This window comes from Paenibacillus gorillae, from assembly GCF_000513275.1.
GTDB classification, from domain to species: domain Bacteria; phylum Bacillota; class Bacilli; order Paenibacillales; family Paenibacillaceae; genus Pristimantibacillus; species Pristimantibacillus gorillae.
Genome location: NZ_CBVJ010000070.1, coordinates 19772 through 32300, shown reverse-complemented (window position 1 = coordinate 32300; position 12529 = coordinate 19772). Strand labels below are relative to the sequence as shown.

Here is a 12529-nt window from a genome sequence, read left to right as displayed (position 1 = left end):
ATTCATTTCATCCATTCGCTTAGCTCCTTCTGTACGGTTGTTTCGGTTCCAAGCACATTCGCACTATGCTATTATAAGGCTAAAGAAGCGCTGCAACCAGATCATAGAAAAAGAGGGATGGCTTACGCGTCAGTTTGGCTTGGAGTTTAACCGTTATTTCGAGAAGTGGATGTTTCTCATTATCCCGGGATCACTTATCCTGGGTTTTATTTTTGCCAATGTTCTTCAACCGATGGTTCATGCTGTACCGTATTTATTCGCTTATGTCACGCTAGTGATGGCAATCGGCTGCGGCCTCGGACAGCTAAGAGATGTGTTGAAAAAGCCAGGCATCATCGTATGGACATTTCTGCTGGCACATCTTATTTCCCCTATGTTGGCCTATGGAATCGGAACCGCATTGTTTGGGGCCGATTCGCCCTATGTTGTAGGGCTCGTCCTGTTTACGATTATTCCGCTAGGCGTCTCCACCGTACTATGGGTGGGCATGTCAGGCGGCAGCGTGCCGCTCGTACTCGCGATGGTCGTGCTGGATTCGGCGTTCAGTCCGCTTGTCGTGCCCGCCGGCCTGCACTTGTTCTTCAACGCATCCGTCGATATTAAGCTGACGCCGCTTATCGTTGACTTGCTTATTATTATCGTTCTGCCGACAGTTGTTGGCGTGTTTCTTCATCAAGTAACAAACGGCCGTATTCAAGAGCAGGTCAAGCCGTTCGCCGCTCCGATATCGAAGCTATGTTTTGTCGCTGTCGTCGGGCTGAATGCCTCTGCCATTGCCCCTTATGTAGGACAGCTCAAACAGGACATGCTAAAGCTGGTGCCGCTCGTCATCATTCTTGTTGCTTTATGTTACGCTGTAGGCTTCCTCGGTACGTTTAAATCACGGGACAGCAGTCTTCAAGTGACTGTATCGTATGCGACCGGAATGCGCAACATCTCGCTAGGCATCGTACTGGCGCTGGGCTATTTCAGCCCGCTGACGGCAGTACCCGTTGTACTCTCGATACTCGTACAGCAGCCGCTGGCAACGGTCCATCATTACATTTTACAAAAACTTAACAATAGAAAAGCAGACAGATCACCTGCCTCCCATGTACGATAGTACGAGGTATGCCCTTATCTTTGTTACTACTCAACTAACAACAATGGAGTGAATGGAATGAACAGCTTCCGCAATCGGCTCACCTTTATCATGATTGCCATGATTGCCTTGTCGGTTACGGCAGCAGGGTTTATTATGGCGAAGACCTTCAAGGAAACGCATATCAATACGCTGGAAGACAGCATGGTTCGCGAGATGCAAATTATTTTGGCGAAAATGGAATGGAAGGAAGGCGATCCGGCTTCGCTGATCCCCTATTTCTCTAGCGAAGCTGCCATGCTGAAGAAATATACTGGAGAACGGGTTACATTTATTGCCGGTGACGGTACGGTGCTGGGTGACTCCGATCATGCGGCGGCGACAATGGACAACCATATGAACCGTTCGGAGGTGCTTGAAGCCCATGCCAGCGGTATTGGCCGGGAAATCCGGCATAGCGATACGCTGAATCAAAATTTGCTTTATGTAGCGATTGCTACCGATCCGTCCAATCCGCAGTCCAGTGTGATCCGGCTGGCTGTAAGTCTGGCGGACGTGGAAGGGAGCATCTATCAGCTGTGGACCGTCCTCATCATCGGTTTGCTTATTTTATTTCTGGTGGCGGCCTTTATCAGCTATCGGATTGCGCTTAGCCTGACTCGTCCGTTGGAGCAAATTACACGGGTCGCAAAGCAGATTAAAAATATGGATTATGATGCGCGTGTCACCGTCAAAAAGCAAGGTGAAATTGGCGAGCTCGGCAACGCAATTAACGCGATGGCCGAAAGTCTCGATGTGCAGATGACGCGTATTCGCGAGAACGAAAGCCAACTGGAGAGCGTTCTCGACAACATGATCAACGGCGTCGTCATGATCGACGAGACCGGCCAAATTGTGCTCATCAGCCGCCGTGCTGAAGAAATTCTCGGCTTCTCGTCCAAGGAGCTTGTCGGCCGTAATTTTGCGGAAGCCAAGCAGCAGTACGAGCTGTCGCAAATGATTCATGAAGGACTTGCCGTGCGTGAGCATATCCGCGAGGAAATCAATTTCTATTTCCCCGAGGAGCGGCTGCTGGAGCTTAACCTCGTTCCTATCTATCATGAAGGCAATGAGTTTGGCGGTGTGCTGCTTGTACTGCAGGATGTAACGGCTATTCGCAGGCTGGAGCGAATTCGCAGCGAATTTGTGGCGAACGTCTCTCATGAGCTGAAGACGCCGATCGCTGCGGTTAAGGGCTTTGCTGAGACGCTGCTTGGCGGCGCTGTGAAGGACGAGGAGACGACAAGATCCTTCCTGCAAATTATTTTTGATGAAAGCGACCGGTTGAATCGGCTGATCGGTGATATTTTGGAGCTGTCGAAGATCGAATCCAGGCGGGTACCGCTTTATTTTTCCCCAGTGGAAGTGGATTCGTTCGTTCAGAAGACGGTCACGCTTATGGAGACAGAGGCGGCCAAAAAATCGATCCGGCTCGACGTTCAAGCCGAAGGCGGTCTTTATGTAGAGGCCGACGAGGACCGGCTGCGGCAAATTATGATGAATTTGCTGGCGAACGGCATAAACTATACGCCTGAGGGCGGTAAGGTGACGCTGGCCGTGGAAGGCATCGACGAGGATCATATCCGCATTAAAATAACGGATACCGGCATCGGTATTCCGAAGAAGGATCTGCCGCGCATTTTCGAACGTTTTTACCGGGTGGACAAGGCTCGTTCACGCAGTTCAGGCGGTACAGGCCTTGGACTTTCTATCGTCAAGCATTTAGTCGAGCTGCATAAGGGAACAATATCCGTAACGAGCACAGTAGGAGCCGGTTCGACATTTATAATCGAGCTTCCGGTTCTCCAACAGTAGCCTGCGCGCCTGAGGCTTGTGCGGCTTCAGGCGGGTGGTCCCGATTTCCGTTACCCTTTTATTAAGATTTCATGTTAATATTAAAGTTGTCTTTACATTCTCCAAGTTGGAGGTTTCCGTAATATGTCGTATAAAGTACTCGTAATCGAAGACGAACCGACATTGGCGAGGCTGCTTTCTTACAATTTAACGCAAGAGGGTTATGCCACGACCGTCATCGATCATGGAGCTGAAGGGCTGCAGACTGCCCTGCAACGCAGTTTTGATCTCATTATTCTGGATATCATGCTTCCCGGCTTGAACGGCTTTGAGATTCTGAACCGGCTCCGCCAGAACGGCGTCAAAACACCGGTCATTATTCTAACAGCACGCAACGCAGAGGAAGAGGTCGTACAGGGACTCAAGCATGGCGCGGACGATTACATTACGAAGCCGTTTGGCGTAGCTGAGCTGCTGGCCCGCGTATCCGCCGTCCTTCGCCGTACCCAGCAAGAGGACAGCCTGCCGATTGAATCGACAGACAAAGTCATCAGTGCAGGGGATCTGTCGATCTATCCAGAGAAATACGAAGTCATTCTTAACGGGGATACTGTGCCCCTTCGTCCGAAGGAATTCGAGGTGCTTCTCTATCTGGTGCAGCGCCCGGGCATGGTTATTACACGGGATGATCTGATGAACGTCGTCTGGGGCTTTGACTATATCGGCGGACAGCGCACGGTAGACGTCCACGTCAGCTCGCTGCGCAAGAAGCTGGAGCTCGGCCAGCAATCGGTACAAATCGAATCCATCCGAGGCGTTGGTTACAAGCTCGTTATGCCAAAAAAACTCGTCACACCCAAAATCTAAGGGGAGACGAGTTTTTTGTTTGTTAGAGGCGATTTACTGCCGGTTCCACTCCAGCATTTTACGCTGAAACTGTTTGGGTGAGCAATCATTATGCTTTTTGAACATTTTATAAAAGTGAGCCATATTCGGCATCCCGATCCGTTCACCGACATCGGAGATGCTCAGATCCTTCGTCAGCAGCAGACGCTCTGCCCATTTGATTTTACGATAATTGACATATTCAGTGAATGACATGCCGATCGTTTTTTTTGAAAAACTTAACGAAGTAGTAGTAGCTCATATTGGCGATCTTACACACTTCCTCGACCTGAATCCGGTCATGCAGCCGGTTTTCCACATAATCGAGGACAGGCTTGAGCCGGGCCCGGTCGAAGGCATCCTGCTCGGCGAGCACCTTCCGGTTATCGTTGCGGAGCAGAAGCAGCAGGATCTGGCGGATGAGCATGCTGACTGCAAGCTCGTAGCCGATGTCTTTGCGGGAGGCTTCATCCAGCAGCTGCCGGATGCAATCTCCGACCTCTTGCTTGACCGCTGCATTTTCTTGGAAAATATAATTGGCCTCACTGAGCGGATTTTCCGTCTCAGAGAAGAATCGCATATAGGGAATCGTGCTATGGTCGAAGAAAGGCTCCAAATCGAATTGCAGCACGATATAGTCGAGCTGGGTTAAGGTCCGGTCGCGATGCAGCTGCGAAGCGCCAACGATGACGACGTCGCCGGACTGCAGGTGAAAGATTTTCTCCTCGACGTAGAAGTCGAGCTTCCCTTTTGCAATATAGAGCAGCTCCAGCTGTTTGTGGTAATGCCAGTTCGTCGAGAGATGCTGATTGCGGTTCGTCTGGAAAATCCTTAAAGAGAGCAAGGGATTCTCGTAGACGACTTTTTCGTTAAAGGCTTGCATGAAAAGAATCCTCCCGTTCTTTATGTACGTGATTTTCGCCAGCAAAGCGCTTCTCTCATTGTAGAGGGCTTTTACGCAACGTGCAACAGAGGGTTCGCGATAGGTGACATATGCTTGTATAATATAGGAAACCATAAGGAGGCGTTGAACATGAAACCGAAAGTGTACATAGCCAGTAAAGTGCCTAACGAGGTAAAAGCGTATTTGGACGAGCATTGCGATTGCGAAATGTGGCAGGGTGAAGAAGCCATTACCGGCGCTCAGTTAGCCGAACGGCTGACGGAAGCGGAAGGCTTGCTCGTATCCGGAAACGCGATCAGCAGCAGGCTGCTTGGTTCCGCGCCGAAGCTGCGCGTCGTCAGCAATGTATCTGTCGGCTATAACAATAACGATCTGGATGCGATGAGAAGCCGCGGCATTATCGGCACGCATACCCCTTATATATTGGATGACACGGTTGCCGATCTGACGCTGGCTCTTATGCTTGCCACGGCAAGAAGGGTAACGGAGCTGCATAATCTGGTACGCTCTGGCGGCTGGCAGCGGGGAATGGGCGAAGGTTTATTCGGCGTCGATGTCCATCATGCGAAGCTGGGCATTATCGGCATGGGCCGAATCGGCGAGGCGATCGTTAAGCGGGCGAAATTCGGTTTTGATATGGACGTTGCTTATTATAACCGCAATCGCAAGCCGGATGCGGAGGAACGATTTGGGTTACGCTATTTGCAAATGAATGAACTGCTCGCCGAATCGGATTTTGTTGTGCTGATGACACCGCTGACGCCGGAGACGAAGCGGATGATTGGCGAGGAGCAATTCCGATTGATGAAGCCGGGTTCTATCTTCATTAATGTATCCCGCGGAGACACGGTGGATGAGGCGGCGCTTATCGAGGCGCTTCAGAACGGAACGATCCGCGCAGCAGGCCTGGATGTGTACGAGATGGAGCCGGTCAGTCCGGAGAATCCATTATTGAAGCTGGACAATGTAGTTACGCTGCCGCATATCGGCTCTGCAACGGCTCAGACCCGGTCAAACATGGCGATGGTGGCTGCCCGTAACTTGGTGGACGCACTGTATGGCCGTGAACCGCAATATGTGATTCCTGAATTGAAAGTATAGCTGATTATTGAATGAGTACCGTATTTGGTATTATCGGATCCCGTACAATTTGCGGAATTGCTCGGGGCTTAACCCTTCGATTTTGCGGAAAACAGAGCTGAAATAGCTGGCGCTGTCGAAGCCGACCTTGGCCGCGATATCGCCGGTCTTCATGCCGCTTTCGCGGAACATAATTTCCTTGCTGCGGTTGATCCGCTGGCGGTTGACGTATTCCATCGGCCGCATATGCATCGTCTTCTTGAACAGCAGGCATAAATATTGCGGGGTCACTTCGATGCATTTCGCCAGATCGGCGATCGTAATGATGCCCGAGATATGGCTTTCAATATAGTGCATAACCGGACTTAGCTTTACTAAGCTTCTCTCCGAGGAATGGGAGCTGGTGAGCACAACTTTCATTAAATCCAGCAGTAAAGCGTACACAAGCTTGGAGCATTCCAGTCCAAGCGAGGCTTGTCCCGATTGCGTCAAGTCATAGATGCGGCTGATCTGTGATACGACGGCTTCCTGCTCATCAGTCGTGAAGACACCGGATTGCATAATGCCGGCTTGACGGAGCAGAGGCTCAGCGAGACTGCCATTGAAGCTTAAGTAGTGAACGTCCCACGGTTCACGGATGGCATAATATTTATTCGGAATATCAGGGAATAGGCAGAAAGCCTGTCCTGCTTTGACGGTATAGCGCTCTTGGCCGATAAACAGCTCGCCTTCGCCTGACGTTACTTGCAGCCATTGATAATCGGGAAAGCCATCTGGACGGTCAATACCCTCCTGATTGTCCCAATGTCCGACAGTCGTCGTATAGACCGGAAGAAACCGGTCGGCTTCCGTCAGGGTAGGGAAGGAAATGGTATCCATGCTCATTCACCTCATATTCATATTTTGATAATGATGCGAAAATAATAGGATTTAGTTAGGGCCTTATCCATAATATAATCTTAATATCGTTATAATAAAAGCATTTTCACAATAACAATATATTATTGGAGGCAACTACAAGATGAGCAAAAAATTTCCCCCAATTAGTCCGAAAATCCCGCAAATGCTTCATGGCGCGGACTATAACCCGGATCAATGGCTGAACCATCCGGAAGTGCTGGAAGAAGATATCCGCCTGATGAAGCTGTCGAAGAGCAACGTCATGTCTGTAGGTATCTTTGCTTGGTCCGCTCTGGAGCCGGAGGAAGGCGTATTTACGTTTGAGTGGATGGATCAATTGCTGGAGCGCTTCAAAGCGAACGGCATTTATGCCATGATGGCTACGCCAAGCGGCGCACGTCCAGCTTGGTTGTCCCAGAAGTACCCTGAAGTGCTGCGAGTAGGACAAGACGGTATCCGCAATCTTCACGGGGGACGCCATAACCATTGCTTCACTTCGCCGGCTTACCGGGAAAGAATTACGATTATGAATCAGAAGCTGGCAGAGCGTTATGCGGATCACCCGAATGTTATCGGCTGGCATATCTCTAATGAAGTAAACGGCGAGTGCTTCTGCGATTTGTGTACAGAGGCTTTCCGCGGCTGGCTGAAAGAGAAATACGGCAGCCTTGAAGCGCTCAACGCGGCTTGGTGGACAACGTTCTGGAGCCACACGTATACGGACTGGAATCAAATCGATGCGCCAACAGCCCGCGGTGAAAATGCAGTTCATGCGATGAACCTGGACTGGAAACGTTTCAGCACGCATCAAGCGACTGATTACTGCCGTGCAGAGATCGCACCGCTTCGCGCCGTTAATCCAGAGCTGCCGGTAACGACAAACTTAATGTATGATTACGAGCCGGTGGATTACTGGAAATTTGCCGAAGCTTTCGATTTCATCTCGTGGGATGCTTATCCGACTTGGCATGATGCGAAAGACGAGAGCGGCCTTGCAGCAGCTTACGCCTTCAATCATGACTTCTTCCGTTCCGTGAAAGGCGGCAAGCCATTCATGCTAATGGAAAGCACGCCAAGCACGACGAACTGGCAGCCGATCAGCAAGCTGAAGCGCCCGGGCATGCACTTGCTGTCGTCGCTGCAAGCGATTGCTCATGGCTCCGATACGGTTCAATATTTCCAATGGCGTAAAAGCCGCGGCTCCAGCGAGAAATTCCACGGCGCAGTTGTCGATCATGTGGGTAACGAGCATACACGCGTGTTCAGTGATGTAACGGACGTCGGCAATGCTTTGGAGAAGCTGACTGAAGTTGTCGGCACATCGGTACGTCCGCAGGTAGCGCTTATCAGCGACTGGGAAAATCGTTGGGCGATCAAGGATGCGCAGGGTCCCCGCAACAGCGGCATTCATTATGAAGAAACGATTCAAAGCCACTACCGTCCGTTCTGGGATCTCGGCATTCCGGTAGACATCATTAACTCCGAGAGCGAACTGGATTCCTATAAAGTGCTCGTAGCTCCTATGCTGTATATGGTTCGCGCTGGCGTAGGCGAGAGAATTGAGAAGTTCGTCGAAAACGGCGGTATCTTGATTACAACCTACTGGTCGGGCATCGTTGATGAGAATGATCTTACGTTCCTCGGCGGCTTCCCGGGTCCATTGCGTAAAACGCTGGGCATCTGGTCGGAAGAAATCGATTCGCTGTATGATGGCGAGACAAACCGTGTCGTTACGACTCCAGGCAATGTGCTTGGCTTGAGCGGCGAGTACGAAGCGCATGAGCTTTGCGATCTGATCCATCTGGAAGGCGCAGAAGCTCTGGCTCATTATGGCGATGATTTCTATGCAGGCCGTCCGGCGCTGACGGTTAACCGTTTTGGCAAAGGCAAAGCCTACTATGTTGCGTCACGCAACAAAGAAGCTTTCAATACCGATTTCATCTCAGCAATTGCAGCCCAAGAAGGCATCGAGAAGGTCATTAACACAACGCTGCCTAAAGGCGTAACGGTACAGCTTCGTACGGACGGCGAGCATGACTATGTATTCGTGCAGAACTACAACGGTGCAGAGGTTACAATTACGTTGGACAGCGATTCCTATGAGGACATGCTGGAAGGCGGCAAGGCTCCTGTACAGCTTCCATTGTCGGCTTACGGCGTTCGCGTACTGAAGCGAGCGGCGCGTTAATTGATGCTATAAGTTTAAAAAAAGAAATGGCGGTGCCAGGGAGATGATCCCTGCACCGCCATTTTTGGTTTTTATCCCGATTGCCGGTTTACTATAGCTTTACAAATCAATATGTAAAAAGATGTCGCTGTATGCCGATAGTTAGGAGATTCATAGAGAGGTGTCCATCGTTTAAACAGATGGATCGCCTCTTTTTTGCGTAAATTAACATTCCGTTAACATTTCCAAGCATTGGAGTTGATGCTATAGGCCTATATTGATGTCGAGAGTATTCGAATGAAGAAGGGTGGAACCATTCAGATGACGATATCTGTGCTGGACCTTCAAATGGAAGGCGTCTCGACAAGCGCCGAAAACAAAGCCGCGGTAACCGGAGACAGACATGTGCAAGACTTGAAAGCGAACCCTGACCGTAAGCAATCGGCAGCTTCCTCTGTGAGGATTGCTGATTTTATCCGTGAAGTGCCGATTTTGCATGCGGATCAAAGCTGCAAAGAAATGATTGCTTCATTCAGGCAGCATCAGGAAAGCGAGTGTGCTATCATTTGCGGCGACGACGGGATTCCGCTTGGGCTGATGATGAGGAATCAGTTTTTTATGCGGCTCAGCCACCGGTTTGGAGCCGATTTATTTTATGAGAAGCCGATAGCAGGGCTGATGGATTCGTCGCCGCTGATCGTAGATAGCGAACAGGAGCCTCAGCTAATCATCGATCAGGCGCTCAATAGGCATGAAAGCCTGCTGTACAACTGCGTTATCGTCACTCACGAGGGCAAGACGTTAGGCACGCTGACAGTAGCCGATATGCTGCGCATTTCGAGACAGCTGCAGCAGGAAGCAATAGATGGACAAGTACAAATGATCCATGGCGTAGGCCAGCGGATTAAAGATATTGATTCGGCATTTACGGTCGTCCGCGAATCTTCCAAGCAAGGGGAAGCGACGTCGGCGGAAATGGTAGACATGACGTTAAGCGGGAAGAACGAACTGGACAAAGTGACGGATGCCTTCCGTCGTCTAGCAGACAATTCGAAGCAGCAGGAAGAGCAAATGAGCGGTCTTCAGGCGGAAGCCGGTTCCATTAGCCGGGTGTCCCGGCTTATTCGAGAGCTGGCGGAGCAAAGTAACCTATTAGCGATCAACGCCTCTATTGAAGCGGCAAGAGCGGGCGAGCATGGCCGCGGATTCGCTGTAGTAGCCAGTGAAGTGATGAAGCTTGCACAGGAAACGAAGCGTTCAGCAGAAGAGATAACAGAATTGACTCGTACGATTCTGGACGCTATCGGCCGTACGGCAGCGGTAGCCCATGAGGGCAAGACAGAAGCTGCTGCAAGCGAAGTCTGCGTACAGGAAGCGGGACGCGTCTTTGCAGATCTGTTCCGGGCGGCCGCGGGCAGCAAGAACAGTTCAGAACAAATCGGCCAGCAGTCTGAGCAGGCGTATGGCCAGATGAAGAAAGTGTCGGAGGAAATCGACAAGTTGCTGCAATCTTATTTTTTTACATGAAGTTAACAAAACAACAATACTCGATTAACAAACGGCTAGTAGGATAGAGTTCGTAGGGCAAACACAACAGAAGATAGTTAAGAGGAGTGGTTGAGTTGTTGAAAGGTAATGGCTTCAAAGGGATCTTAATGTCGGGTATGGTAGCAGCTCTCGTATTTGCAGCAGCATGCGGCAATGGCGGAGCGGGTACAAATAACGGTAACAATAAAGGTGGTTCGGAGCCTGCAGCTACAGAAGGCGCGAAATTGTCAGGCGATGTGAAAATCGACGGTTCCAGCACGGTGTTCCCGCTGACGGAAGCAGCTGCGGAAGAATTCAATAAAGAACACCCGGACGTTCGCGTACCGGTAGGCGTATCGGGTACAGGCGGCGGCTTCAAGCAGTTCTGTGCAGGCGAGATTGCAATTGCAGACGCATCGCGTCCGATTAAAGACGAAGAAGCTGCTACTTGTAAAGCAGCAGGCATCGAGTATACAGACCTTTCGGTTGCATATGACGGACTGTCCGTCGTTGTCAGCAAAGACAATGATTTCGTTGACCACCTGACGGTGGAAGAGCTTAACAAGATCTTTACAACAGGCAGCACGGTTTCCACTTGGAAAGACGTTCGTCCAGAATGGCCGGCTGAGAAAATCGTAATGTTCTCTCCTGGCGCTGACTCCGGCACTTATGACTACTTTAATGAAGCCATTCTTGAAAAAGCAGGCATTCGCAACGACAAGCAAATCAGCTTCAGCGAAGATGACAACACGCTTGTACAAGGCGTATCCGGCAGCAAAGGCGGCATCGGCTACTTCGGTTTCGCTTACTTCGAAGAGAACCAAGACAAGCTGAAGCTTGTTCCAATCGATAGCGGCAAAGGCGCAATTGCTCCTTCCCATGAAACGATCAAAGACGGCACTTATGCGCCGCTGTCCCGTCCGCTCTTTATTTACATCAACAAAAAAGAGCTTGAGCGTCCTGAAGTTGACGCCTTCGCTAAGTACTACATCAACAATATCGGACCTTTGGCAGATGAAGTTGGCTACATCGCCCTTCCAGACGAGCAGTATGCAACAGAAGCAGCTAAGCTTCAATAATAAGAAAACAAAGTAATCGCGACTCTTGGTGTGAAATGTGGTGTCTCGTGGGACATCACATTTTTCACGCCGCATATGTTAACGATTTGTAAAGGCAAGGAGAGGACGCCGACATGCAGAGCGACACGCCGCAGGCAAACCGTAAGGTGCTGAACACTAGTACGTCCATAACAAGCCCGAATGCGTTCAAGAACAATCGAGTAAGTGTAATGAACAAAATGATGCCGATCATCCTGTTTCTATGCGCTTCCGTATCGATCTTAACGACTATCGGTATCGTTGTTACTCTATTCTCAGAAACGATTCAGTTTTTTCAAAAAATACCGGTTCTTGAGTTTCTATTCGGCACCAAATGGTCGCCGCTCATTACGCCAAAAAGCTTCGGTGTCCTTCCGCTGCTGAACGGCACGCTTATGATTACGCTTATCGCCTGTCTCGTAGCTATTCCGCTCGGACTTGCGAGTGCCATCTACTTATCGGAATATGCGCCGAAAAAAGTGCGCAGTGCCGTTAAGCCGGTGCTTGAAGTACTGGCTGGCGTACCGACAATCGTCTACGGTTATTTCGCTCTAAGCTTCATCACACCGTTGATCCGCGATATCTTTCCCGGAGCGGGTGTGTTCAACGCATTAAGTGCAGGCATCGTCGTCGGCATCATGATTATACCGATGGTCTGCTCGCTTAGTGAAGACGCTATGTCATCTGTACCCCGCGCTTTGCGGGACGGTGCATACGCCCTTGGTGCAACGCGGCTTGAAGTTGCGCTCAAGATCGTTGTACCGGCTGCTTTCTCCGGTATTGTCGCATCCGCCGTTCTGGCTTTCTCCCGTGCAATCGGGGAGACGATGATCGTTACGGTAGCAGCAGGCGCTACACCTACGCTGACCGGCAATCCGCTGGACAGCATTCAGACCATGACCGCTTATATCGTACAGGTCAGCTTGGGCGATACGCCGCATGGCACGGTGGAATACGGAACGATCTTTGCCGTCGGTATGACGCTGTTCGTGATCACATTCCTGCTCAATATTCTTGCCCAATATGTTGCAAGAAAATTCCGGGAGGAGTATTAA

Annotated in this window: 11 protein-coding genes; 8 read left to right on the top strand and 3 right to left on the bottom strand. The window is 50.5% G+C overall.

The features are described 5' to 3' along the window. The first annotated feature begins 139 nt into the window (after nt 1–139). The 3 genes from TY10_RS11885 (at nt 140) to TY10_RS11875 (ending at nt 3781) form a co-directional block, all read left to right on the top strand. The gene (locus TY10_RS11885) at nt 140–1102 is read left to right on the top strand and encodes a bile acid:sodium symporter family protein (RefSeq protein ID WP_337588351.1); all 963 of its coding nucleotides are present in this window, start codon (nt 140–142) and stop codon (nt 1100–1102) included. A 57-nt stretch (nt 1103–1159) separates the two neighbouring features. Further along, nucleotides 1160–2935, top strand: a complete 1776-nt coding sequence (gene pnpS, locus TY10_RS11880) for a two-component system histidine kinase PnpS (RefSeq protein WP_042163579.1) — start codon at nt 1160–1162, stop codon at nt 2933–2935. Between the two features lie 123 nt (nt 2936–3058). Then, complete coding sequence (locus TY10_RS11875) at nt 3059–3781, top strand: response regulator transcription factor (RefSeq protein WP_042163577.1); 723 nt, start codon at nt 3059–3061, stop codon at nt 3779–3781. Nucleotides 3782–3814: 33 nt separating this feature from the next. On the opposite strand, the gene TY10_RS31510 is transcribed toward TY10_RS11875, so the two are convergent. Beyond that, entirely contained in the window at nt 3815–4015 is a 201-nt protein-coding gene (locus TY10_RS31510) for a helix-turn-helix domain-containing protein (protein ID WP_238327559.1), read from the bottom strand. Further along, nucleotides 4002–4682, bottom strand: coding sequence for an AraC family ligand binding domain-containing protein (locus TY10_RS11870; RefSeq protein ID WP_238327558.1), 681 nt, complete (start codon nt 4680–4682; stop codon nt 4002–4004). Before TY10_RS11870 ends, TY10_RS31510 begins: the two co-directional genes overlap by 14 nt. 150 nt (nt 4683–4832) lie before the next feature. On the opposite strand from TY10_RS11870, the gene TY10_RS11865 reads away from it, so the two are divergent. Beyond that, the gene (locus TY10_RS11865) at nt 4833–5804 is read left to right on the top strand and encodes a 2-hydroxyacid dehydrogenase (RefSeq protein WP_042163574.1); all 972 of its coding nucleotides are present in this window, start codon (nt 4833–4835) and stop codon (nt 5802–5804) included. Between the two features lie 30 nt (nt 5805–5834). Here the strand turns inward: TY10_RS11865 and TY10_RS11860 are convergent, their stop codons facing one another. Beyond that, nucleotides 5835–6662 carry an AraC family transcriptional regulator gene (locus tag TY10_RS11860; RefSeq protein WP_042163571.1) on the bottom strand — a complete coding sequence of 276 codons (828 nt, stop codon included), beginning with the start codon at nt 6660–6662 and terminating at the stop codon, nt 5835–5837. Nucleotides 6663–6804: 142 nt separating this feature from the next. Between TY10_RS11860 and TY10_RS11855 the strand changes: the two genes are divergently transcribed. The 4 genes from TY10_RS11855 to pstC all read left to right on the top strand — a co-directional run bounded on the left by TY10_RS11855 (nt 6805) and on the right by pstC (nt 12529). Further along, on the top strand, nt 6805–8871 hold the full coding sequence (locus TY10_RS11855; protein WP_042163568.1) for a beta-galactosidase: 2067 nt from the start codon (nt 6805–6807) through the stop codon (nt 8869–8871). Nucleotides 8872–9147: 276 nt separating this feature from the next. Next, nucleotides 9148–10377: a methyl-accepting chemotaxis protein gene (locus TY10_RS11850; RefSeq protein ID WP_081735236.1), complete on the top strand. Its 1230-nt coding sequence runs from the start codon at nt 9148–9150 to the stop codon at nt 10375–10377. Between the two features lie 95 nt (nt 10378–10472). Then, a complete protein-coding gene (locus TY10_RS11845; RefSeq protein ID WP_042163565.1) occupies nt 10473–11456 on the top strand; it encodes a PstS family phosphate ABC transporter substrate-binding protein in 984 nt (327 codons plus the stop codon). Nucleotides 11457–11569: 113 nt separating this feature from the next. Further along, nucleotides 11570–12529 carry a phosphate ABC transporter permease subunit PstC gene (gene pstC / locus TY10_RS11840; RefSeq protein WP_081735235.1) on the top strand — a complete coding sequence of 320 codons (960 nt, stop codon included), beginning with the start codon at nt 11570–11572 and terminating at the stop codon, nt 12527–12529.